We start from the raw sequence: 25,282 nt of genomic DNA on the forward strand, positions 1-25,282 counted from the left end.
AGATGAAAAAACTTTTAACTCTTTTACTTTTCATCTATAATCTTGATGCGGGACTGCTTCAAGATGCAATAGACAAAGCTCCATCAGGTTCTACACTAAAGCTTTATAGCGGTGTTTATAGTGATAACATTATAATTGTTAAACCTTTAACTATAATCGGTGTTGAAGATGGAGTTGTCATAGATGGTGGTGGTGTTGGAAATGTTATTAGCATTAAAAGCTCAAATGTAACTCTTAGCAATCTTACCATCCAAAATAGTGGCTCTCTTATGCACTCACTCGATAGCGGTATCAAGGTAGAAAAAGCAAAAAATATACACATAACTAAATGCAAGATTTTAGACTCTTTGTACGGCATAGATATGTACATGGTGCAAGACTCCTCCATCAAAGAAAACTTCATACATTCAAAAGACATTGAGATCTCCCTAAGAGGAGATGCACTAAAGATATGGCACTCGCATAACAATCTTATCTCTAAAAACACCATCACCAATAGCAGAGACATCACTCTAAACTACTCTCATGACAACATTATTGAAGATAACAATATCTCAAACTCAAGATTTGCTCTTAAAGTAGCTCATAGTAAAAACACTCTTATAAAGAAAAATAGCTTTAGGTATAACTCTGTATCTTTAATAATGATGATGAGTGAGCATTCCAAAATCATAAATAACTCTATACTAAGCTCAAATGGAGCTGCAGGCATCGGAGTTATGCTTCAAGGTGGCTCAACTATTTTTGACTCAAACAGACTTAGATACAATGCTAAGGGCATCTATATAGACTCAAATCCAAATGAGAAAGAGATGAAAAGATATATCACAAACAACGACATCTCTTACAACAAAGAGGCTATAGGTTTTCATATGACCATTAGACAAAATACTATCACCAACAATATTTTTGAAGGAAATATAGATGATATTGTAAAAGGTACGGCTGGATATAAGACTATGCTAAACAGAGTTGAGTATAACTACTGGGATAGATATGCAGGTTTTGACACAGATGGAGACAATATAGGGGATAACTCATTTTTAATCTACCAATATGCAGATAGACTCTGGCACTACAATAACAAAGTGAAATTTTTTTATGGCTCGCCAATTATGAGTATGCTAAATTTTTTAGCACAAGTTGCCCCTTTTATAGAGCCAAACCTACTTTTAGAAGACTCTAAGCCTCTCGTTGAGAGACTTAAATAGATTAGAGTTGGTTTAAGTGAGCTAAAAACTCATCAGGCCCAATAAAACCAATAATAGTTTTAGAGTCAATAACCTTAGATGAAGCATCAAAGAAGATTAGAGCTGGAGGTCCAAAGACTCCATATTTCTTACTCAAAGCTTTTTGCTCTTTAGAATTTTCTGTAACATCTGCTTTTATAAAGACGAACTCATTAAGCTTTTCCTTTACCCTAGCATCTGCAAAAGTAACCCCATCTAACTCTTTACAAGATGTGCACCATGAAGCATAAAAGTCAAGCATGATTTTTTTACCCTTGTGTTTAGCTAAAAGCTCATCAAGTTCAGCTATAGACTTTACTGTAGTATACTCTAACTCTTTAGTTTGAACCTGTATCTTGTTTGTACTACTTTGTAAAAACGAAAGAGGTTTAGTCATACTAGTTGAACCTCCAAGTGCCCCAATAAACAGTGCTACAAAGTAGATGAAAGATATAAGAGCCACACTTTTCTTAAAGATATGAGACTCTCTCTCAAATGCTCCTAAGTAGATAGCAAAACCGATACCTAGCATCGCATAAAGAAGCATAGTTACATACTCATCTAGCACGCGTTCAAGCATCCAAACTGCTACAAAGAGCATCATAACACCAAAAATAGCAGAGATCATAGTCATCCATGCCCCAGGTTTTGGCATAAATTTACCTGCGCTAACTCCAACTACAATAAGTGGAAGCCCCATACCTATACTCATAAAAAATAGGGCCAATCCTCCAAGAACAGCATCACCAGTTTGTCCAATATAGACTAGTGCGCCAGCAAGTGGAGCAGCCACACAAGGGCCAACTATAAGAGCTGAGAGAAAACCCATAATAGCTACACCAACATAACCACCCCTATTGCTATTTTTACTCACCTTCGCTACAAATGAATCAGGAAGCTTTAACTCATAAAATCCAAACATGCTAAATGCTAATGCTACAAAAACTCCAGCAAAAGCATAAATCACCCACGGAGTTTGGAGTGCTGCTTGAAGGTTTGCACCAAAAAGGCCTGCTAAAATACCGGCGATAGTGTATGCAACTGCCATAGCTAAAACATAAACAACTGACAAGGCAAAAGCTTTTCTAGTAGTAAGCCCCTCGCCTTGAGAGATAATAACTCCAGAGATGATAGGAATCATAGGAAAAACACAAGGAGTAAGAGCTAAAAGAAGTCCAAAGCCTAAAAATGTCAGAAGTACAAGCGTAATATTTCCTGTCTTTATAGTGTTTGCTATGGCATCTGTTTCTGAGACACTATCCTCTTTAGGTACTACTTTAGATGCCACACTTTTTTGATTGTCTATAGCTAAAACATCACTCTTAAGTGTAGATGCAAGCTCAAGTTTACTTGTATCTACTTCAAAACTGTAAGTAGCACTTAGTGGTTCATAACAGAGACCTTGCTCTGAGCAACCTTGATATGAAAGCACAAATTCAATGTTTTTAATCCCACTAATATCACTATCTTTTTGCAAGGTAACTAAAAACTCTGGAGATTCTAGGTAAACCATCTCTTCATGATGCAAAATGCTTTTGGGTTTTTCTATCTCTGCTATAGAGATACCACTGCCCTCTTTTACCTCTAGTTTTAACTGCTCGGCGTAGAGATAGATATCTTTAGCAATTTCTACAGAAGCCTCTATCTGCATTGAAGAGTTTATACTAGCATTTGGCTTAAAAGCCTCATCTGGCATCAAAAACTTTGGAGCACCAAAGAGAGTGATGTTTAGGACTAAAAGGGCTATAAAGAGTTTTTTCATAAATACACACCTTTTTTTTAGATAATTATAGCCAATAAAGATTTCATATCTATTGTCTTTTTACTTACTATTTGTCATCAACAAGCAGGTAAGCATAACCTCTGTTTTGCTTGTCTATAAGAGCTATAGTAGAAGTTGGTACTATCTCTACAATACTAAGCATATCTTTATCTTCAAGTCCATTTTTAGTCATTCCGACTCTACAAGCATAAAATTCAACATTGTAAGTAGTAGCAAGAGACTTTATTCTGGTATGAAGCTCTTTGTACTTACTTAAGAGTTCTTTATCATCTTTATATTTTGTCTTATTTGGATCATTTACAAAAAACCTATAAGCACTCCCATGCACTACAACTGCAACTTCTAACTCTTTAAGTATACTCTCATAGTGATTTTTATTTACAACTATAGCCTTTAGTACTCTTTTTTCAAAAGTCTCTACATTTCCGGCAGTAAGATCAATAACAAGTTTTGGAGTTATATCCTCAGCACTACTTAAACCAACCAATAGCATCAATGCTAAAATTATTTTTTTCATCTTTTTCTACCTTTATTCTGTTATATCTTTTAGTACAGATTCAAAGTCTTTTTGTGCTTTTAAAAGAACTTCTTTTGAATCTTTATCTTTAACTCTTGCACTACTCATCCAGTTATAAACAGCTGGAAACCCTAAAACTATCTTGTCTTCATCTTTTTTCTTATACAACATCAACGTACAAGGAGCAAAAGCACTAGCTTCTGGGCGTGTTAAGGAGACTGTGTATATTACCTTGAGTTTACAAATAGAGTAGGACACATAGAAGTCAAATGGAGTCTTACCATTTGACACGCTCTTTATCTCATCATTGTAATCCATATAGTTTGGCATAACAAAACCAAAAGGAGCAAAACCATTTTCAAGATTCATCTCTATCTCTTCTCTTGCTTCATCAAAATCTTCTCCATCTAACTCTAACTCAAACTTAGAGACAAGCCCTCTACTCTCTTTAAGGCTATCTTCACTTATAGAGTGTTTAGCATCTTTAAAGTTCGTTCTTATTGCTTTTAGACTCTCTTGTTCTAGTTTTTTTAGTAGTTCATCATCAACTCCTAAAATTTTTGCTTGTGCCTCAGAGGTTAAAAAAGAGAGATGTAGCACATCTTCATCCTTAGCTTGATATATACCAACGCCAAAAGGTGTAAGTACGCCAGCTTCTGGGTACTTTTTAACCAACTCTGCTGATATTGTTTTATGATATATAGTTAAAAGGTTAAAGGTTTGAAACTTTGTCTTTTTAAACTGTTTTTTATAAGGATAGTTCATCTCACTATTTACCGCTATCATAAAATCACTCTTTTTAAACGCTTCTTCGACCGTTGTTGGTGTGATGGCACCATCTTTGTTTTGTATCTCAAAAAGATGCAAATCTCCTGCTCCAAAGAGCATACTAAAACTAAACAGCACTAGTAAAACTATTTTTTTCATGTTTTTCCTTCGTATAATACATTAAGGGACTATATTTACCCAACCCTCTTTAACTCTCTCAACAATCTCAACTATCCCAGCAGTAACTATCTCGCTACCATCTATAAGCTCACTCTTGTTTATGTTTTTTGTAGTCATTGTATTTCCACAAGCTACAAACTCAACACCAAGGAGCATCAAAGCTCTCACTCTTAGAGCTATATCTTTATGGACACTCTGCAAGGCTTTAATACCATGATAGTAAGCTATTATTCTCATCTGGACGTTATCAGGTCCATAAAATTTTAGAACATTATTAGCACTACTTAACACATGATGAATCTCTGCATCATCTGCACTCTTGATTGAGAAGACAATTTGTCTTGGATCAGCAAAAGATGGCTCCGGCTCGGCAAACTTTGTCTCGGCTGTGAGTATCGCACACAAGAGTAAAATTAAAGTAAAATATCTTCTCATTTAAGATCCTTTGTTAGTGATTTAAAGTCCTCTATATTCCATGAACCAGGGATTTTCTTTTTAATATTATCATCTATATCTATAAAAAAGAAAGAGGGAGTAAAACTCACTTTTAAACCAAGTGGAAGTGAGTCTGTATCAAGATTTACTTTAACTGGGATAAACCTCTCTTCTATCCATAAACTCATCTCTTTATCATCAAAAACATCTCTTTGCATATCGCTACAGAAGTGGCAATTACTTCGCATAACTTCAAGCATTATAAGCTTTTTACTCTTCTTTTGAAGTATCTTTGCTTCTTCATAAGTTTTAAAATCTAGTGCCTCTAAAGTAAGGCACAAAAGGGCTAAACAAAGAGCAAGAAGCCTTAGGCTACTCATCGCCCCACTCCAAAGTTCTATAAGCAGTCTCTATATTTTTAGTGTGCATCTCTTTATAAAGTTTTAGATGCTCAAACTCACTCATACGAGAGTTTGCAAGAGTGTCTGTAATATCTTGTCCTTTGTCAATAGACTCTAGCACAAACTCTTTGATGGCTTTAAGATATCTCTTTGTCATCTCTGTGCTATCTTTAAGATAAAGACTTCCATGTCCACCTATGATAAACTTACTATTCTTTGCTTCTATCTCATCTAAGACGTTAATCCAATTGTTAATATTGCCATCACGCAAAGATAAAACCCTCTCATTAAATACTAAATCACCTGCAAATACAACACTTTTTGATGGTATAAAGACTATCATATCATTGTCTGTATGAATAGTTTTATCAAAACTCGTAAGCTCTACCTTAACACCTTCAAGATCAAGTGTTTTCACTCCTTCTATATGCTCTGTAGGAAAAACTTCTTTAGTCTTAAGAAATGCTTCTTTAGAGATAAATCGTTGCATTCTTATGGGAGTTGCTTTTGGTGTATTTGCAAATATTTTAGCACCTATGATAGTTGCACCATTTTCTTTGTAGTATCCATTTCCAAGCCAATGGTCATCATGGATATGAGTGTTTATAACAAAAGAGACTTTTTGATTTTTGATAGCTTTCATGGCTTTATGAGCATCTCTTGCATACTTATAGCTAGGTCCGCTATCTATTACTAGATAACTTTTGCCTAAATCTACAAAGCAAGAGTTGCTTATATCACCGTTGTTGTGTGTATCCATTATCTGTGGCTTGCCAAAAAAACAGTAGATTTTAGTCTCTATTTTTTTTGGCACAAGGGTGTACTCAAAGGAGAAAAGAGAATGAAAAGCTAACGCTACAAACAATAATGACTTCATACACACAACCTTCTAATATTATTTTTTAAAACAAGTAGTTTAATTCAAAACGGTACTCATTATATGAATCTTTATCTCCACCAGTTTGACGATCATCAGCATTTACTAAACCAACACGAACTTTTGCATAAAATTCAGGTGTGATTCTTTGACGAAAATCCATATGAAGAATCATACTATCTGCTTGATTACCTGCTACTTGCTTTGCCTCATCAAAATTTTGCATTGCAAAACGAGCAAGTGCACTAAACCCCGAAATTAGACCAGCTTTATCAAAGTCATAGTTAACTTCTGCTGATGTAGTTTTTGTATTTGCATACCAGTTATACTGAGCCATAGCACGAGTATATCCACCAGTTGGAAAACCTCTCCATGGAGCTACTATATCTGCATCATCACTAACTGCAGAGTAAGCTACTTGAGCTTTCAGTGGTCCTTTTTTTAGAACCAAACGAGCCATAGCTAGCGATGAGTCAAGAGATTGTGTGTCTGTATATCCTAAGTTTGTTGTAGGAGTTTTATCTCTTGCTAATCCACCCTTTAGTGATGCACCACCAATTACACCACCACCATCATCCATTTGGTGCATATAGCGAACACCTGGGGTAAGAGAGTAGCCATCACCAATATCTATTTTGTAGTTTATCTCACCCGTGATTGAAGAGACAACGTCTGGAACGCTTGCATATGTTACATCAAGTTGCAGCCCTTTTATAGACTTATTTTTAGCATCTATAATAATAAGTTCATGCGAAGTGTCTTCACCAGCATTTTTAAAGTTGTTATAAGAGAGACCCTTGTGTATTGCAGAGTCATCATTATTTCCCCAGCTATCTCCAGCAGAGTCTTTAAATGTTAAAACATCATGAAACTCTGTATGATCTCTAAGTTTTTGTCCAGTAAAGTATGCCGCGCGGATAGTTGTATCTGGAATCTCTCTCATCTCAACAACAAAACCTTCAAAAGTATTTGGAATCATCTTTGTATCATTTGACTTTGTAAGAAAAGATTCAAATATTTGACGACCAGCAATGACTTTTGTATTAGAGATTTCATATTGCAAATTAGCCTCAGCAAGTACAGCCATATTATAGCTTCCTGAGTTTTTGACATCATAACGGCTAATTGTGTCTTTACCAGCTTTTACTTTACCTATATCATTCTCATCCATGCGTAAAGCAGAAAAGGGACTACTTGAGTAGTAAAAGGCAGCTGAACCACTTACACCTTTATAAGGTGCAGTCTTATATGCAAGGCTACCACCTAGACCAAAAGCATAGTTATCTAAGTTACCGCCAGTCTGCTCTTCTTTCCAGTCCCATCTAAAAGCATTTGTTCTAAGTCTTCCATAAAAGATACCCTCACTAAATGCCTCAGTAATGCTATCAACACTTTTTGGTGTTTTGTTTGTTACAACCATCATGTTGTTCTTAAGCTCACGTTTTGGTTTAGACTCATCGGCACTAAGTGGTGCTGTAAGTAAACACGCTACAGCAGTTACTAAGCTTAAATGTAGTTTTTTCATTTGTATTCCTTTTTTTATTTTAACAACTTCTAGAGCCCTTTACTGGGCACCCACAATCATAATCAATCAAAGTAACATTACCTTCATTGCTTACATCAACGACCTTTTTTCTTTTAATATAATCACGAGTAACATCATAAACTGCTCTTATCTTGTCTTTTTGAAGGTTTTCTCCTGCGTTTTGCAAGTTACCGCCCCAAGATGACACTATGTATGTTTTATCCAAGTCTATCGGCTCTCCTCCAATCATAAGTTTAGAAATACGCTCTCCTGCTGCATTTGCAACAGCAATAGAGTAAGTAACTCCACCCAAACGACTCATATCTCCACCTTGTTGGTAAAGAGGATTTGCATTAAAAACATTATCTGCAATATCTTCTAAGAGAGTTGCGATTTTAGAACCCTTTAACTCAAATGTATAGACATTAGGGTAAGTGATACCACACATCTCATATACATTATCCATCAATATATCATCACCTGCAAGAACTGTTGTTCCCCATCTATAACCAGGAGTAAAAGAGATATCACACTTCATTTCATCCATAATAGCATCATTAATCAATTGATCAAAAGTTGAGAAAAAAGTATCTCGCTTATAAAGAGTGTTCTTAGTTTTACCTAAAACTTCATTAAACTCTTTTGCAAACGGAGCATATAACTCATCTACAAGTTTCTCGCCTTGTGGATCTGCTGGAATCATATTAGAAGCGATAGGAACAAGTTTGTACTCGTAGTTATTTACTTTACCATCTTTAGCATCTATATCTAAGCGACCAACATATTTGCCATGACTTCCTGCGATAACAATTACTGTTCCATCTATTACTATAGGTTTTGGCGATGGGTCATGTGTATGTCCACTAAGTATAAAGTCGATGCCATGAACCATACGAGCTAGTTCTTGGTCCACACTAAAGCCATCATGAGATAAGACAACAACACAATCAACTTTATGCTCATCTCTTAACTCATCAACATACTCTTGAAGAGTCTCAGCTCTTATGCCAAAACTCCAGCCCTCTGTAAATTCTCTAGGGTTGGCAGTTGAAGTAAAAGGAAATGATTGTCCTATAATTCCAATCTTAGCTCCACCTCTTTGCTCAATAGTATAAGGCTCAAAAATCAGCTCTTCATACTCATCTGCAAAAGGGTCATTTCCTACTACATTTTGAGAGATAAATTTAGCATCTAGCATCTCTATAAGCTCTTTTACTCTCTCTTTGCCATAAGTGAATTCCCAGTGACCAACCATCACATCTACACCTAAGTAGTTTTGAGCTTTTACTATAGCCTCGCCTCTTGTTTTAAGTGCTACACCTGTTCCTTGCCATGTATCCCCAGAGTCTAAGAACAAGACATTCTCAGCTCCTCTTTCTTTTCTTACATGATCTAAGTAAGTCTTCATATGAGCAATTCCACCCATTTTTCCAAACTTTTTAGCTAATGTATCAAAATCCATGTGTGTATCAAAATAAGCATCTAAACTACTAGGTTCTAGACCGTAGTGTTTAGCAAAAGCCTCTCCACATAAAAAGCCGGGAGTTCCAACTAAGTTTGGAGCAGATATCAAAGTAGATGGTTCTCTCCAATATAGCGGTTTAATATGAGCATGAATATCGCACATATGTAACAGGGTAAAGTTTCCAGTCGCCTTAAAATCATAAATATCTTTTAGTGACACTTGTGCAGGAGTTTTAACGCTATCTTTAGAACATCCAACACTAACCGCACCTAGCCCTAAAACAGCAGCTATGTGCATAAAATCTCTTCTTGAAATATCCATTATTTTAACCTTATCTTTTTAGTCCAGGAATTGCTATCTCGCTTCCCTTAGCTTCTTGAGTCAAATATACTTCGAGTCCTACCATCTCAGGCGAACCTAAAGGAATAACTGCTAACAAAGCATTATTCATACATCCTTGAAAACGACGTTGCAAAGTTCTTAATGATGACTTTGTCATTCTATACGCTGGCCAAGTCGCAGCTGGTGCATTTCCCTTTCCACTTAAATCTGGCAATGGTTGAGTTCTTAAAATACCTCCTATCACCCGTTCTGAATGACAAGATAAGCATGAAAGCCCTCTAGAACCTCTTTTTTGTTCAAATGTTAGTTTGCCTAATTCGTACGCTTTTTTCATATGTTTGTTAGCGTTTATGTCTATTTGAAGTTTCTCTCCATTAGCAATAGACTTTGCATAAGCACTCATATCAAACATATCTGAACTCTTAAGAGCGAAAGGTTTGTGTCCATTTTTATGCATCAGTCCTTGAAGCACTTGATCTAAAGCAACAACTTGCTTAAAATCTTCTAAATATCGCGGAAAACCTGCTATATAAGCTGGTAGTTTATCTTCACTAACATTTAAAAACTTTGCAAGCCCAGCATCTCCACCACAATACTCTTCAAGAAGTTCCTCACCATTTCCCACCATAATATCTGCTGGATTGTCATCTAACATCTCAGCATACATTTCACGATCTGAATCACTCATAGAAAACTGCTCACTCGCAAAAGAAAGTGACCAAAGAAGAGTAAGAGATAGTGCTATTTTGATTGTACTTTTCATTGATTATCCTTTTGGTTTAATCTTTGTGCTTTTTTCGTGAACTTCACCTGTACTATCACTATATGTAACACTTAATTTTCCCGCACCATTTACCTTCATATATGTAGTAAAAACTGGGTTTGTAGATAGTGACTCCCAAACATTCATAGTTGTAATAACTTTACCGTTATAGTCAAACTTAACGCTGTTTATATACTTAGCTGGGATAATTTTTTTTGTTTTTTTATCTTTACGCATTCCAGTTTCCATCGGATGCATAACCATAAAACTGACTTTAACTATCTCGCCGTCTTTATATTTTTTTGGCTTAATCTTAATAAGTGATTTTCTTTTTGACATTTCTTTTCCTTGGTTTATTTTATTTTAGATTTTGTTAAATGATTGATTATCAACCACATCCACCAATAGTTACTTTCACATTTTGACTAGCAGTTAAAAATGTGCCATCACTAAGCTCTACTACAGCAGCTACATCTTGAGTATCTCCTAGTTTTATACGAGTAGCAAACATTGCTTTTCCGTTTGCTGGAGTTAAGTAGACATCGATACATCTAGTGTTAGCATTTTTTGTAGCTAAGATATGTATAGCTTTTACATAGTCACTATCAGTCATAGGAGACTCTACCTCAACAGTAACAGGAACGACTGCACCATTCTCAGCGATCTCTGGAACTTTTAACTTTACTTTTGAAGACTCTGTAGCACCTTTTTTGCCAGTTATCGCATCGACTGCCGCCTTATACGAAAGTGCATTTGGACTTTTTGGACCTTTTGCCTCAGCTGCAAAACTAATCGCTGGAGAAATAGCAGCAATAGTAGCTACCGCACCTAGTTGTTTAAAAAAATCTCTTCTTTGCATTTGTATATCCTTATTTTATTGAAATAACATATGAAGTAATTTCACATATCTCTTTAGTTGTAAATAACTTAGTAGTTAAGTTAACAGTCATGTCTGTATTTTTGTTGTCTATACGAGGATCAGCGATTTTTTGAAAAACAAACTGATTGTCTCTGACACCACTATCTATAAACATAGCCTTATATCCTGTTAAGTCTGGACCAATATTTCCTGCACCCTTAGCACCTTCAATATTGTGACAAGCCACACAGTTTCCATACTGTTTAGTTTTTCCCTCTTTAATAACTATACCTTTTGGTGGTTTTTTGCTTGCTTTGTTACTATTTAGGTTGTGAAATATATAAGCACCCCTTGCAATAGCATCCTTGTCTGTTGTTATACAGCCATCAGGCATAGTATAGACTGTAGCTTTAGCTAGCAAGTCATCTTTGATTATCTTGCTCGCATTTGGCTTTTCTATCACACTACTATAATCAGCAGCAAAAAGTGAAGCACTTATTAGCAACGATATCATTACAGTTTTTCTCATACTCTGTTCCTCCTATTTTCATTTCAGTAGCAAGTGTATCTCTACAATGTAAAATTAATGTAAAATGAGGTTTATTTATTAGATTTATTTATTTATAGAAGCAAATACATATAAAAACTCACTCCCTACCTTAGGAGTAGAGTTTATAATGAGTTGTATGTTTTCTTTGTCGATGATGGATTTTACAATGCTCAGGCCTATGCCAAAGCCACCCTTATTGATATTTTCTCTATAGTATCTGCTTAAAATACTCTCAACATTTTCTATCCCAACACCGTAATCTTTTATGCTTAAGTAGAGCTTTTCATCCTCTTTGTGCAAATTTACATCTATCTTTGAGTTTTCATATGAGTACTTGATGGCGTTTGAGAGAGTGTTATCTATAACTCGTTGAAGTTGTTTTGGATTCATATAAACTAGCAGTGATTCTTGTATATTTAAGTTTATAACTATATTTTTCATAAGTGCTACTTCACTAAAGTACTCTATTCTCTCTTTTAAAAACTTATCAAGATTAATATTTTGTTTTTTATACTCTAGCCTCTCATGTTTTATAAGATAGTCCATGTCATTATATATGTTAGATAAAACCTTAGATGCAGCCTTCATCCTTTGCATATACTTGTTTGGTTGATGCTTTCTGTTGTATAGGTCAATATTTACATTTATGATAGATAGCGGTGTGTTTATCTCATGCATAGAGTCTTTGATGAAGTTATCTAACTGTTTGTTCATTCTTTGAAATGGTTTTGCAAAACTTTGTAAGAAAAATATACTAAGAGTAAAGATGAGAATAACTATGCTAAAGAGTATATATAAAACTTTTTCATAAACAGATGCAAAAGAGAGTTTGTTTTTCACTATAAGATAAGAAGCTCCAAAATATCTATCTTTGGGGAGTTTTACTATCAAGTAAGCATCATTGTCTTCTACGTGATAACCATCTTTGAAGTAGTGTATCTTATAATCTATAAGAGAAAAAATAGGCTTAAACTTCTCATCATAAAGCCCTGATTCAAATGTTTTAAATCGTGGATATTCAAAGTACTCTTCATGCTGGTTGTACTCTTGCATCGCTTTTATGATTAGTAGTGATTTCTCTTTTAGTAGTAACTCATTTTCTATGGAGTGGATATTTTTCATATATATAAAGTAAAAAAAGAGTGGTGTTAAAAGAATTATAGAGACTAAAGATGTATATATTAGTGCGTATTTTGCTGAGTATTGATTACCTTTCAACTATATACCCTAATCCTCTTCTGTTTTGTATAACACCATCTGGGAGTTTTTTGCGTAAGTTATTGAGTTGCACTCTGATGGTAGCTGGTTCAACATACTCGCCCCAAACCTCATCTTGAAACATCTGCGTAGATACTACTGCATTTTTGTTTTTTATCAGCACTTCTAAGAGATCTTGTTCCGTTTTTCTAAGTAAAATCTCTTCATGCCCTAAACTAAGCTTGCCTCTTTTCATATCATATGATAGCCCACTGCCAAAATGCACCAAAGAGCTATCATCTTTTAAAAAGCTAGCTAATGCTTGGTCGATGCGAAGCTCTAGCTCTTCTAAGTCAAATGGTTTTCTTATATAGTCACAACAACCTGTTTTATAGCCTTTTTTTACTGCATCTATATCGCTCATAGAAGTTAAAAAGATAGCAGGAATTTTTTTATCATCTTCTTTTCTTAATTTTTTTAAAAGTTCAAAACCACTTAGAGATGGCACATTTACATCTAAAAGCAATATATCATAAGCTCTCTCATAGATGGCATCATAAGCCTCAAGCCCATCCATAAAACCATCTACCTCATAGCCTATATCTGTTAAAAACTCTTCTATACTAATTCTTAGCGAATACTCATCTTCTAAAAGTAGGATTTTCATTTTATCTTTCCATCTATTTTTTTAACTATATTTCTCTCTAACATCATCTGTATAAGCTCATCTTTTGAGTACTCATCAAACTTTTCATAAGCCTCATCTAAAAAGATCTGCCTATCTTGTTTGTCTATAACATCTTGAAGATAGACCATAGAGTTAGCCGAGTATTTATCATAAACATTATTGTTGTATTTCTCCCTTTTCACAACATCATAGAGTCCACCTCTTGTGACATTTATGAGAAAAGATATATCATCTTCTGGATTTCTAAAGTAGTCTAGGTATTTCTCATCAAGCACAAAAACAAACCCACCTATAGCCTTGTAGTCTCCATCATACATAGTCTCATAAAAGATATACTTATTATCTTTATATGCAAGTCTATCTAACTTTAGCTTTTGAAAATCTATCTTTTTTAAGGTTTGAATGTGGTCATAGTTGTAGTTTCTATTTGATACTATATAATCATCTACCATTAAGTTTTGCATCATAAGTACCGCAGTATCTATATACTTTACATCCAATAAAACATAGATATCTACCCCCATGGAGTTAAAAAACTCAGTAATAGATTTAAAAAAAGAGATGACTTCTACAAAACCTAAAAACTCAGAACCTTTGTATATGGGGACTGTAGCTTTTATACCAAGACGTCTTCCTATCTCTATAGAAGTTCGTGGGACTTTGTTAGTCTCAAAGTACTTAAAGTCTTTTCTATACTCGCCTAGGGGCATTCCCGCATACATATCATCCCAACTTCTAGCAAAGATATTTAACTCTTTTGTTATGATTTGAGCTCTTACTAAGATATCTGTTTCTTTTTTTATGGTTGAAGTTATCTCTGAGAGCAGTTTGTAGCCTAAATCTTCATCATCATTTTCTAAGGCATCAACTAAAGCTTTGTTTTTAGACAAAAATAGTGCCATCTTCAAATCATCCATCTTGTCAGATTTGAGCTTTGATTTTAAAACTATGGAGACTTGATCCATGATATGATTTATCTTTTGCTCTCTTACCTTGTCCTTGTAGTAAAACATTGCTACAACTATCAAGATTAAGATAAAAACAACTACAACTTTTTTTAGCATCTACACCTCTTACACTTCTTTGAAAGCCTCACTTGAGTTTATACATACTCTAGTTTTAGTTCGCATAGTATATCTACTTGTATTTTAAAGTCTTATGTAAAGTTATAAGAATTTATTTTAAATCTACATCTTAGCTTGATGCAAAATCTAGTTTATAAACTAATGAGAAACCTATCATATTTAGTCCTATCTTAGATTTTATATATATTTTACAAAAAACAACTATACTCTATGATATTTTATTAAGGGGCGTAACATATGTCTACAAAAAACTTTACACTTCTAAGCAAACTACTCATCGCATTGATACCAATCATACTTTTAGCATTTGTTATACTCTCATTTATTATGTACAAGCAAGTAGATTCTATACAAAATAATATATATAATAAAGAGGAACTCTCTTTAAAGAGTGACATTAAAAAAGACCTAAACACAAAGTTAGAAGCACTAAAGAACATTGTTATCTCCATCTCAAACAACTCTCTTGTAGTAAACAGCATGTATGATGAAGATCGCGAAACTATCTTTAATGAGATATATAAACTAAGAGAAGCGCTAACCGCAAATAAATCCTTTAAAAACCCGCTTATACAAGTAGTAGATCTTATGAGTACCTCATATGTAAAGTCTTGGGATAAGAGAGCTTACGGTGCAGATGTTGGTGTGCGTAACAGTATAAAAGCAGTTCAAAAAAAGATGACACCCTTTGTTGGCTCAGAAATCACCAGAGGTGGTCTTATGATGGTTGCAACTGCACCTCTTATGTATGTTGTTGAAGATGAAGAGGCTGAATATACAGGAAGTGTTGACTTTATCTTGCGATTTAATGCTCTTATCTATAAAAAGAGCGATCCACAAGATAGTCGCGATCTACTGATACTTGTAGATAAAAAGCACCTAGAAACTGCACATTATATAAAAGATCCTATAACTATCGGCTCTTACTATGTTGATCATGGGGATGACAAAGTAGATGAAACATTTTTAAAAGCGGCATCTGCTATAGACTTCAAAGCACTCAAGACAAAGGGACATCTCACCGATAAGCAATACTTTTACACCTATGAAAAGATTAAAAATAATGATGGACAAGAGATAGGTATGTTTCTCTTAGCCAAACCCCTAGATGAAGTAAAAGCAACAGCGAAAGAGGCCAGCCAAGCACTAATCTCTTTAATAATCATCTTTTTTATTGCAAGTATAATCATCTTATTTGTTCTAGTTTTTATTACAAAGGTCTTGATCTTATCTCCACTTGATGAACTCTCAGGCATCGCTAAAGAGATCTCTAGCGGTAGAGGAGATTTGACAAAAAGACTAGTTGAGAAGTCAAATGATGAGATAGGTAAAACCTCAAACTATTTCAACAGCTTTATAGAAAAAGTACAAGACATGGTCTCAAAAGTTATGCTCTCAGGGCAAAAAACATATGAAGATGTAGAGGGAGTTACAAAAAACTTAATAGAGATAAATGAACGTATGAGTCAGGAGAGAGGCTTTCTTCATAAAGCCACAGGCTTGGGCGTTGATGTTCAAAATATACTCAAAGAGTCACTAGATGATGCTATAAAGACCAGCAACAAAGTAAACCTTGCAGTTGAAAACCTCTCCGCCGCACACGATGACATCATAAAACTTGTAGCATCTGTAAACAACGTCTCTGAAAAAGAAAACGAAATCGCTCAATCACTTGCTCAGTTAAGCAAAGATGCTCAAAATGTAAAATCAGTTCTAAATATCATAGTAGAGATAGCAGATCAGACAAATCTCTTAGCACTAAATGCTGCCATAGAAGCAGCTCGTGCAGGTGAGCATGGACGCGGTTTTGCAGTCGTTGCAGATGAAGTCAGAAAACTTGCAGAACGCACACAAAGCTCTCTTAGTGAAATCAATGCAACCATAAATGTTATAGTGCAGTCCATCGTTGACTCAAGCACTCAAATAGATATAAATGCAAAATCAGTTGTACAACTAGTAGAGCACACTACAAATGTACAAGATAAGATACTAGAGAGTTCTGAGTACATTCAAGAAGCTGCTGTTATGGCTAGAAATTCAGAAGCTGTTTCTAAAAATCTTGCCCAAAACACTAGAAATATTATTAAAAATATAAATGATGTAGATGAGCTATCTACTCAAAACAAAGGCTCTTTAGAACAGATAGAACTAAAAGTAAAGACAGTACAAGGAAGTGCTCACGATTTAAATGAGCAACTAGGATTGTTTAAAGTTTAGCAAGCTATCTATGATAGAATTAAGATAGTAAAACTTAATGAAGGGGTATATCATGAAAAAAGATGAAATAGTTAAAGAAGCTAAAAAACAGTTGGCTAAATTCCAAGAAGAGATAGATGAGATTAAAGAAGCAAGTTCACATCTAAGCAAAGAAGCTAAAAAACAGTTTGATATAGGTGCAAAAGAGTTAGAGAGTCTTTATGAAGATGCGAACGAAAAATTTGACACTCTCTCGAGTAAGGCCGAAGAAAATTACAAAGAAGTAAAAGATTTTGTAGAGTTAACAAACAAAGCTCTAAAACACTCCTTTAACTACTTTATGTCGCATTATAGAAAGAAATAGAAGCCTAAATGTTTGTCAAAAACGATGTGTGAAGAGGTAGATTAGGACTTACTCGGAGTTAATTTTTAATTAATATATTCAATTTTAAAAATTTTACTTATTTTTAGAATTGGCGGAGTATAATCTAAAAATACTATAGTTTTACAAAGGGTTTAGAATGAAAAAAATTGCTTTAATGTTATTTGTAAGTAGTATCGCTCTCATGGGTGCGGTAGAACCAAAAGCTTGTGCAGCATGTCATGGTGCTAACTTTGAAAAAGCTGCACTTGGCAAATCAAAAATTGTTTCAGATTTAGCACATGAAGAGATTGCAACAGCACTAAAGGGTTACAAAGATGGAACTTATGGCGGAGCTATGAAAGCTGTAATGAAAGGTCAAGTTGCTAAATATTCTAATGCTGAGTTAGAAACATTTGCCCAAACTATCGGTAAATAATTTTTATACATAAAAGCTTAGTGGGATTTGGTTTTGCCATTCTCTAGGGGAGTCTTTGAGTCTTGTCTATTGCGATGCATTAGTCATACTCAAAAACAAGCCTAAAATAAACGACACTCTCTCGAGTAAGTCCGAATAAAACTACAAAGAAGTTAAAAACTTTGTAGAGCTACAAAGCTCTAAAACACTCTTTGAACTGCTTTATGCTACATTATAGAAAAAGATAGAAGTCTAAAAGTGTTTTGAAAGTAGCTTCTAAAGCTGGATTCAATCTCTAGGTTCTGTGTAAGTGGAATGATACATAAAAATAAGGCAAATGATGAAAACTATGAAATCATTAACCATTATACTTGGAACAGTTATATTTTTAAATACTGGATGTTTAGCTCTTAGCGCACAAGATATAAAAGATGCCATCACAACAAAAACTCCAAAAACCAAGATAGAAGAGATGAAGAGCAATTCAAAAAAGCCTGTTGATACACGACTTACTCCAAAAACTTACAATAATCTTGACTGGATAAGAAAGAACAATAATCAAAAATACCAAAGAGGTAAAATCAAAACTCACTAAAAAATGTAAAATCAGGCTTTTTTAGAACTGGTGGTAAAATATTTCAATTACTATAACTTGTTTCATCAATATTAAAATAAAGAATATATCTGTATTATATAAACCACTTAGGAAATAAAGATTCACTTAGTAGGGTGTATTTTTTAGATTACTTATGCAATTTAAAAATATTGTAAGAGCTAAATTATGAAAAATAGTTTCCCTAAAATGTAATGTTATTGCTTAAATCAGAGCTATTCTTCATAGAGGTGTTATTTTAATAAAAACATATACAAATAGAGACTATAATATCAATATAAATAGTAAAAAAATTAAAGGTTTATTGTGGCTATAAAAGTAAGAGATATAACACCTTTGCGCTATCCTGGTGGAAAATCTCGTTTGGGACCATGGTTTGGTGAACTGATGCGTTATAATAATATTAGTGGTGGTAGCTATGTTGAACCTTACGCAGGTGGGGCTGGTGCGGCTATGTATCTACTGTTATCTCATTATGTGAATAATATATATATAAATGACCTTGATCCAGCGATATATGCTTTCTGGTATAGCGTATTAAATGACACAGATGCATTAATAGAAAAAATAGAGAATACAGAGCTAACTGTACAAGAGTGGCGTTTTCAAAAAGATATATATAAAAATCATGAAAATACTTCAAAGCTTGATTTAGGTTTTGCAACTTTTTTTCTAAATAGAACAAATCGTTCTGGTATTTTAACGGCGGGTGTCATAGGCGGAAATAACCAAAATGGCAACTATAAAATGGATGCCCGCTATAATAGAATAAATCTAATAAAGAGGATACGAAATATTGCAGAGTATAGTGATAATATACATTTATATAATTTAGACGCTCTTGATTTTATAGATAATATAAAACCTAAGCTTTCTAGCAAAGCTCTTATCTATTTCGACCCTCCATACTATGAAAAAGGTTCTCAACTTTATAGAAATCACTATAATCATAACGATCATTCTAAAATATCTGAGATTATAATATCTCTAGAAACACCCTGGACTCTTACATATGATAATTGTTACCAAATAAAAGAGTTGTATAAAGGAAGTAAGGGTATAGAATTCTCATTGAATTATTCAACCACAAATAAAAAAGGGACAGTTGCTACTGAAGCTATGTTTTTTGGGAATATAGACCTACATGAACGCCCTAAGCTTGTGAAGTCTTAGTCTTTCCAACAGGCAACAAGAAATGGACTTGTTTGGTCCCAAAAATTATTTAATACCTGCTTGTCTGGATGAAATACATCAGAATGGACGTAGGCATGTAAAGTCCTTGCATGTAACATTGATGAATCATCATTTGTATACCTTCCTATTAATTCAAATAAATCTTCAGAAATTACATTATTATCATTCATATGAGTAATAACACTACGAATTCTAGGTACAAATTCTGCTTTTTTCGGCTTTAGATTATGTTTATTAATGTAGTAAAGTATTGAGTGTTCTACTAATGCTCTATATAACATAGCTACCGCAATAGGAGTACTGTCAACACGAAGTTTACTAAGCTCAGTAAGAATATTTTGTACTTTATTTTGATTTTCTGGCAATTTAATTGGATTTTTACTCTTCAAAAATAGCTTTGGACGATCCCATGTTGGCTTATTATTAACTGGGTAAGTTGTAGTAGCCAGTGTGTCTGTTGGAGCAGTAGGTTTATTTGTTGGATTAGTTACTGCATTTGTTAGATTAGAACCAATTTTAGTGGAATCGTTAGTATCACTTTTAGATTCAATAATACCTTCTCCATATTCTGAACATAGCTGATCAATATAACGATCTTGATCTTTAGCTCCCAAAAGAGTTCTTGATGTTTCTTCACCCTTTGATAAATCGTTTATGATTCTTGTGACTTTTTTTATTGTAATATCTAAGTCTTTATTAGGTGAACAGTATGCTTTATCATTATCTGCAATAATTCCAATTCTCTCCAAACGCTCAACAGACATTAATCTATCAGATAATGTTGTGAATGGAAATGTATCTTCATCAATAAATATATTACACTCGTTTTGTGCCCAGATCAAAAAGTTTAATGCGCGTATATTTTTATCTTTATTACCGACTTGTTGATTATGTCTAGCCTTTTCTATTGTTGACCATTCTATTTGTCCAATACCATCTTGAGAACCTTTGTGAATTTTATCTAGATATTTTTGAAGTGATTCTTCTGATTCAAATTCATGTGCCGTTTTAATTTCTAAAGAGTACTTTGGATATTTTAATTTAATTTCTTTTATTTTTTTAGTCATTTCATCCGAAGGTGCAAGATTTGGATTTTTTAAAAGTTTTAGAGCAGTAACACGTCTGTTCCCATCTCGTACTATCCACTCATCATCTTTGTTTTTTGATAAAATAATAGGGTTCGGAGTAAGTCCTTCAGAAGCTATATCTCGAATTAGATTTAGCATGTGTACTCTATTTTTATTAGCTATCGCTTCAATACACGCCTTTTCATCAGCCTGTTTACCAATTCTTGGATTTGTAATGTCTAAATTAACCTGACTTATTCGTATTTTGGGAAGTGTTTTAAATTCGTTCATTAAATACCTTAATATATTGATTACATATTTAATCACAATTAACATTATACATTGCTGATTTAATTATTACATCATCTTTTATGAATATCTACCCATATATTTGATATCAAATTGAAAACTAGAGAGCGTTTAAAAATACCACTATAATTCCACCGCCTCTGCATACTTAACTATCTTAGCATCTATGTTTAACTCCTCTTTTATCTTTTTAGTAAAGATTTTCATCTTGCTTTGTTCGCCATGTATTAAGTATAAATTTTTCAAATCTTTTATGTTTGACATCCACTCTATCATGTCGTTTTGTCCTGCATGTGCGGAAAAACCGTTTATGGTCTCAACTTGAGCTTTTACAATTATGTCTTCTCCATATATTTTGACATACTCATATCCATCTATAATCTCTCTGCCTAGGGTCCCCTCAACCTGAAAACCTACAAAAATGACACAGTTTTTCTCATTCCACAGACGATGCTTTAGATGATGCATGATGCGTCCACCATGACACATTCCACTCCCAGCTATGATGATGGCTCTTTTTTTGACTTTGTTTATCAAAAGAGAGTCTTGTTTTGTTGAGCTAATGTTAAGTGAGGCAAATCTAAACGGATTGCCACTCTCCTGTGCATGAAGCTCTAACTCTTCATTTAGATGCACTGGATATTTAGCATATAGCCTTGTAGCTTTTGTAGCTAATGGGCTATCTAAAAAAACTTGGCATTTTGGTAGTTCTCCATCAGACTCCATATTATTAAGTAACCAAAGTATCTCTTGTGTTCTCTCTAGTGCAAAAGATGGAATGATGACATTTCCATCCCTTCTTAGTGTCTTTATAATAGTCTCTTTAAACTCTTTTATACTAGCCTTTAGTGATCTATGGTTTCTATCTCCATAAGTTGACTCCATAAAGAGAGTATCAGCACTACTGAGTGTATCAAGTGGGTCTAAAATCATTCTCTCTTTACTTCCTATATCTCCTGAAAAGGCCACTCTTTTTTTACTCTCTTTATCCCTATAGTCTATCATTACAAACGCACTTCCTAAGATATGTCCAGCATCTCCAAATGTAATAGTCACATCTTTTGAGAGTTTTAGCTCTTTGCGGTACTCAAGGGTTTGCCACTCTTTTAAAAAAACCTCTTTTACATGCTCTATCGTATATAGTGGCTCTATTATTCTCTTCTCATCGCCCCTTCTTTTAGCTTTTCTTCTTAGAGTTTTATACTCTTCTCTTAGGATTTTTGCACTATCGAGCAGCATAATATTTGCTATCTCTTTTGTTGCCTCTGTTGCAATGATAACTCCATCAAAGCCATCTTTTACAAGTTTTGGAACCCTTCCTATGTGGTCTAGGTGTCCATGAGTTATGATAAGATAATCTATCTCTCGTACATCAAACTCAAAATCATCATAGTTTTTCTCAGCTCCAAATTCCCCTTGAAACATTCCACAATCAATAAGTATATTCAACCCCAATAACTCCACCAAGTGACAAGATCCTGTAACATTCTGAGCAGCTCCATATGATGTAACTCTATTCATATTTTTTCCTTTGTTAATAATTATTATATTTTAAATAATTCTTTTCTTATATTCTGAGCTATTATCACATAGATTAACTAAATTATCTATTTATTTTGATTAAGCAAATCATCATCAAATTTTACATACTCTTTTGCTATAAAAATTAAAACAAAAGAGTTATGATGTCAAATAGACTCCAAAAAGAAGATTCTCCATACTTGCAACAACACAAAGACAATCCTGTTGATTGGTATCCGTGGGGCGATGAAGCATTTACTAGAGCAAAAGAAGAGAACAAGGCTATATTTATTAGCATCGGATATAGCTCTTGTCACTGGTGTCATGTGATGGAAGAGAATGTATTTGAGAACAAAGAGTGTGCAGATATTTTAAATGAGCATTTTATCTCTATAAAAGTTGATCGTGAGGAGCGCCCAGATATAGACAAACACTATCAAGAGGTCTATATGCTACTAAATCGCCGCTCTGGAGGTTGGCCAACTTCTATATTTTGTACACCAGACAATAAGCCATTTTTTGCAGGCACTTACATTCCACCACACTCATCTCACAGCTCCATAGAGGGCATGGGGTTTATCGAACTTGCAAAACTCATAGGCTCAAAAATCTCTCAAAATGATGAACAAATCTTTAAAAATGCTGATGAGATAGAAGAGTTTATAAACAAAAAAGAGCATCCAAAAGAGGCAACTCTACTAAAAGAGGATTTTGCTAAAAATTTTATCCATCAAGTAAAACAAAACTATGAAACTACAGATGGAGGCTTCAGCAATGCTCCAAAATTTCCCCACGCTTCAACTCTAAATGCACTCCTTGTTGTCGATAGACTCTATGATGATAAAGCTGTAAAAGCTATGATGCTTCACACACTAGAGTCTATGAGAAAAGGTGGAATGTATGACCTTGTTGATGGAGGATTTTGCCGTTACAGTGTTGATGATAAATGGCTTGTTCCCCACTTTGAAAAGATGCTCTATGATAACGCCCTACTCTGCGATGTTTACGCAAAAGCCTACCTAACATACAAAGATGAGAGTTTTTTAACTACTGCAAAAGAGTGTGCTGATTTTTGGTATGAAAAGATGAGTGAGGATGATTTGTTTTACAGTGCCTCTGATGCAGATAGCGAGGGCGAAGAGGGAACTTACTTTGTTTATAGTTATGATGAAGTTTATGATGCTCTACAAAATGGTGGCTACAAAGATATAGTACCGATGTTAAAAGAGATGAACATTTCAAAAGATGGCAATTTTGAGGGTAAAAATATAGTTCGCTTTGCTGATGGTAAAATCCCAGGGTATTTTAGTGATGTAAAAAAAATACTCCAAGATATAAGAGCAAAAAGAGAGTACCCTTTTATAGATAAAAAAGTTCAGACTTCATGGTCTAGTATGATGATAAAAGCACTCTTTACTCTAGGAGATATTGATGAGAAATACAAACAAAGAGCTATAAAAAGTTTAGATGCACTTCTTAAGAGTATGTTTATAGACTCAAAACTTCATCACACAACACTTATACATAAAAAACCTAAAGTGGAGGCGTTCTTAGAGGACTATGCCTATCTAACTCAGGCTCTTATAGCTGCATTTGGCTCCACACAGAATGAGCTTTATCTTATCCAAGCTCAAAGATTTGCAAACCTAGCACTAGAGAAGTTTTACGATCGTGGAAGTTGGAGTTTTAGCAAAGGCGAGTTTGAGACAAAAGCTGAAATAGCTGATAACACTTATACAAGTTCAGTTAGCATCATGTTAGATGCCCTACTCTCACTCTCAACTCTTTTAGAAGATGAAAAATACTCTCATTTTGCTTTTAAAACACTAGAATACAACTCTTATGAGCTAGGGAGAAGACCTGTTATATACCCATATATGTTATCTCAAATGTTAAGATATTTAAAGGGCGACAGAGTTATAAAGTCAAATCTTCAAAACCTTGAAAATTCTGCTAAAGAGTTGGCTGCTTTAAACTATCCTTTTGTTTTAAAAAGAGCAACCGAAGATAAAGATTTTATGGTTTGTGGAGATAAATCTTGTTTTGCTAACACCTCTAAGATAAATAAAATAGATGATATAATAAGAAATAGTTTTTAAAATAAATGCTAGATGGAGGACAACATGAGAACAATAATCTTAGCTACAATTTTGTCAATCGGAGTCATCACAATGTTTAGTGCTTGTGAGAGAAACGACTATCAACACCCTATGCATCGTAAATAATATATGCTAGGAAAAATAGGCAAGTTCATCTTTATGATTGAACTTGGTTACAAACAGATAAAAATCTTTAAAAAAACTTACTTTCATCCTTTTATACCTCTAAAACCAGCTTATAAACAACTCTCAAAAGATAGACAATCATACTCAAATGCAGTCATAGAGTTTTTAAATATTGAGATAGAACTCATAGGCGAAGTACCACAAAGAGACAAGGTTCTATACGCTATAAACCATCGCTCTTTGCTTGATATAATCGTGATGGAACACATCTTTGCAAAACACGATAAAAACGGAACTTGGATAGCAAAACAAGAGCTTTTTGATGCTTTTTATGGTAAATTTTTTAGATATAGTGGGTGTATTAGTGTTGATTTACAAAACAGAAGAGGACTTTTAAAGTTTTTTAAAGAGATAAAGCACACCCTAAAAAAAGTAGATGACTTTAACATCTATATATTTCCAGAGGGAGAGAGAAATAAAACCCCAGATGTTTTAGAGTTTCAAAGTGGTGCAAAAAAGATAGCAAAAGCAAATAACTTAGATGTAGTTCCTGTCTTTATAAATGACACGTTAGAGAGAACTTTTAGACAAGCTCCATTTAAAGAAAAGAGAAAAGTTCAAGTTTATTTTGGCGAGCTGATACAAGACCACGAGAAGCTTGAAGATAACTACAAAGAGTTCGTAAAAAATGTTAAAGGAAGTAAGAATGAGTAG

25 protein-coding genes are annotated in these 25,282 nt (G+C 34.1%); 8 read left to right on the forward strand and 17 right to left on the reverse strand.

The genetic code is table 11. From position 1 onward, the window contains the following. Window positions 1-2 precede the first annotated feature (2 nt). The gene (gene nosD / locus M947_RS14075) at window positions 3-1,211 is read left to right on the forward strand and encodes a nitrous oxide reductase family maturation protein NosD (RefSeq protein ID WP_021286679.1); all 1,209 of its coding nucleotides are present in this window, start codon (window positions 3-5) and stop codon (window positions 1,209-1,211) included. Between the two features lies 1 nt (window position 1,212). On the opposite strand, the gene dsbD is transcribed toward nosD, so the two are convergent. The 15 genes from dsbD to M947_RS14150 form a co-directional block, all read right to left on the reverse strand. Further along, window positions 1,213-2,991, reverse strand: a complete 1,779-nt coding sequence (gene dsbD, locus M947_RS14080) for a protein-disulfide reductase DsbD (protein ID WP_021286680.1) — start codon at window positions 2,989-2,991, stop codon at window positions 1,213-1,215. A 67-nt stretch (window positions 2,992-3,058) separates the two neighbouring features. Further along, complete coding sequence (locus M947_RS14085) at window positions 3,059-3,529, reverse strand: DsrE family protein (RefSeq protein ID WP_021286681.1); 471 nt, start codon at window positions 3,527-3,529, stop codon at window positions 3,059-3,061. 12 nt (window positions 3,530-3,541) lie between these two features. After that, complete coding sequence (locus M947_RS14090; protein ID WP_021286682.1) at window positions 3,542-4,456, reverse strand: hypothetical protein; 915 nt, start codon at window positions 4,454-4,456, stop codon at window positions 3,542-3,544. Window positions 4,457-4,477: 21 nt separating this feature from the next. Beyond that, window positions 4,478-4,912, reverse strand: a complete 435-nt coding sequence (locus M947_RS14095) for a DsrE family protein (protein WP_021286683.1) — start codon at window positions 4,910-4,912, stop codon at window positions 4,478-4,480. Continuing rightward, entirely contained in the window at window positions 4,909-5,292 is a 384-nt protein-coding gene (locus tag M947_RS14100; protein ID WP_021286684.1) for a DUF255 domain-containing protein, read from the reverse strand. The genes M947_RS14095 and M947_RS14100 overlap by 4 nt, the downstream gene beginning before the upstream one ends. Then, a complete protein-coding gene (locus M947_RS14105) occupies window positions 5,285-6,190 on the reverse strand; it encodes an MBL fold metallo-hydrolase (protein WP_021286685.1) in 906 nt (301 codons plus the stop codon). The genes M947_RS14100 and M947_RS14105 overlap by 8 nt, the downstream gene beginning before the upstream one ends. 25 nt (window positions 6,191-6,215) lie before the next feature. Continuing rightward, the gene (locus M947_RS14110) at window positions 6,216-7,715 is read right to left on the reverse strand and encodes an OprD family outer membrane porin (RefSeq protein ID WP_021286686.1); all 1,500 of its coding nucleotides are present in this window, start codon (window positions 7,713-7,715) and stop codon (window positions 6,216-6,218) included. A gap of 19 nt (window positions 7,716-7,734) precedes the next feature. Beyond that, window positions 7,735-9,501 carry a thiosulfohydrolase SoxB gene (gene soxB, locus M947_RS14115; RefSeq protein ID WP_021286687.1) on the reverse strand — a complete coding sequence of 589 codons (1,767 nt, stop codon included), beginning with the start codon at window positions 9,499-9,501 and terminating at the stop codon, window positions 7,735-7,737. Window positions 9,502-9,511: 10 nt separating this feature from the next. Further along, window positions 9,512-10,285, reverse strand: coding sequence for a sulfur oxidation c-type cytochrome SoxA (gene soxA / locus M947_RS14120; RefSeq protein ID WP_021286688.1), 774 nt, complete (start codon window positions 10,283-10,285; stop codon window positions 9,512-9,514). Between the two features lie 3 nt (window positions 10,286-10,288). Next, complete coding sequence (gene soxZ, locus M947_RS14125) at window positions 10,289-10,624, reverse strand: thiosulfate oxidation carrier complex protein SoxZ (RefSeq protein WP_021286689.1); 336 nt, start codon at window positions 10,622-10,624, stop codon at window positions 10,289-10,291. Window positions 10,625-10,673: 49 nt separating this feature from the next. Then, window positions 10,674-11,144: a thiosulfate oxidation carrier protein SoxY gene (soxY, locus tag M947_RS14130; RefSeq protein WP_021286690.1), complete on the reverse strand. Its 471-nt coding sequence runs from the start codon at window positions 11,142-11,144 to the stop codon at window positions 10,674-10,676. 10 nt (window positions 11,145-11,154) lie between these two features. Next, window positions 11,155-11,673 (reverse strand): sulfur oxidation c-type cytochrome SoxX, encoded by a 519-nt coding sequence (soxX, locus tag M947_RS14135; RefSeq protein ID WP_021286691.1) that lies wholly within the window; start codon window positions 11,671-11,673, stop codon window positions 11,155-11,157. Between the two features lie 84 nt (window positions 11,674-11,757). Further along, window positions 11,758-12,912 carry a sensor histidine kinase gene (locus M947_RS14140; RefSeq protein ID WP_021286692.1) on the reverse strand — a complete coding sequence of 385 codons (1,155 nt, stop codon included), beginning with the start codon at window positions 12,910-12,912 and terminating at the stop codon, window positions 11,758-11,760. Further along, window positions 12,902-13,558 (reverse strand): response regulator transcription factor, encoded by a 657-nt coding sequence (locus tag M947_RS14145; RefSeq protein WP_021286693.1) that lies wholly within the window; start codon window positions 13,556-13,558, stop codon window positions 12,902-12,904. Before M947_RS14145 ends, M947_RS14140 begins: the two co-directional genes overlap by 11 nt. After that, window positions 13,555-14,643 carry a cache domain-containing protein gene (locus tag M947_RS14150; protein ID WP_021286694.1) on the reverse strand — a complete coding sequence of 363 codons (1,089 nt, stop codon included), beginning with the start codon at window positions 14,641-14,643 and terminating at the stop codon, window positions 13,555-13,557. Before M947_RS14150 ends, M947_RS14145 begins: the two co-directional genes overlap by 4 nt. Before the next feature lie 258 nt (window positions 14,644-14,901). Between M947_RS14150 and M947_RS14155 the strand changes: the two genes are divergently transcribed. The 5 genes from M947_RS14155 (at window position 14,902) to M947_RS14175 (ending at window position 19,425) form a co-directional block, all read left to right on the forward strand. Continuing rightward, on the forward strand, window positions 14,902-16,881 hold the full coding sequence (locus M947_RS14155; RefSeq protein WP_021286695.1) for a methyl-accepting chemotaxis protein: 1,980 nt from the start codon (window positions 14,902-14,904) through the stop codon (window positions 16,879-16,881). Window positions 16,882-16,933: 52 nt separating this feature from the next. Next, entirely contained in the window at window positions 16,934-17,224 is a 291-nt protein-coding gene (locus M947_RS14160) for a sll1863 family stress response protein (RefSeq protein WP_021286696.1), read from the forward strand. Between the two features lie 157 nt (window positions 17,225-17,381). Continuing rightward, on the forward strand, window positions 17,382-17,660 hold the full coding sequence (locus tag M947_RS14165) for a c-type cytochrome (RefSeq protein ID WP_021286697.1): 279 nt from the start codon (window positions 17,382-17,384) through the stop codon (window positions 17,658-17,660). Between the two features lie 319 nt (window positions 17,661-17,979). Beyond that, entirely contained in the window at window positions 17,980-18,234 is a 255-nt protein-coding gene (locus tag M947_RS14170; RefSeq protein ID WP_021286698.1) for a hypothetical protein, read from the forward strand. 324 nt (window positions 18,235-18,558) lie between these two features. After that, entirely contained in the window at window positions 18,559-19,425 is an 867-nt protein-coding gene (locus M947_RS14175; RefSeq protein ID WP_021286699.1) for a DNA adenine methylase, read from the forward strand. Here M947_RS14175 and M947_RS14180 read toward each other — a convergent pair. Both M947_RS14180 and M947_RS14185 read right to left on the reverse strand, forming a co-directional pair. Continuing rightward, a complete protein-coding gene (locus M947_RS14180; RefSeq protein WP_021286700.1) occupies window positions 19,422-20,804 on the reverse strand; it encodes a ParB/Srx family N-terminal domain-containing protein in 1,383 nt (460 codons plus the stop codon). The genes M947_RS14175 and M947_RS14180 overlap by 4 nt on opposite strands. Before the next feature lie 141 nt (window positions 20,805-20,945). Then, window positions 20,946-22,343, reverse strand: a complete 1,398-nt coding sequence (locus tag M947_RS14185; RefSeq protein WP_021286701.1) for an MBL fold metallo-hydrolase RNA specificity domain-containing protein — start codon at window positions 22,341-22,343, stop codon at window positions 20,946-20,948. A 164-nt stretch (window positions 22,344-22,507) separates the two neighbouring features. Between M947_RS14185 and M947_RS14190 the strand changes: the two genes are divergently transcribed. Both M947_RS14190 and M947_RS14195 read left to right on the forward strand, forming a co-directional pair. After that, window positions 22,508-24,442 (forward strand): thioredoxin domain-containing protein, encoded by a 1,935-nt coding sequence (locus M947_RS14190; RefSeq protein ID WP_021286702.1) that lies wholly within the window; start codon window positions 22,508-22,510, stop codon window positions 24,440-24,442. Window positions 24,443-24,601: 159 nt separating this feature from the next. Further along, complete coding sequence (locus tag M947_RS14195) at window positions 24,602-25,282, forward strand: lysophospholipid acyltransferase family protein (RefSeq protein WP_021286703.1); 681 nt, start codon at window positions 24,602-24,604, stop codon at window positions 25,280-25,282.

Source organism: Sulfurimonas hongkongensis (assembly GCF_000445475.1).
GTDB lineage: Bacteria > Campylobacterota > Campylobacteria > Campylobacterales > Sulfurimonadaceae > Sulfurimonas > Sulfurimonas hongkongensis.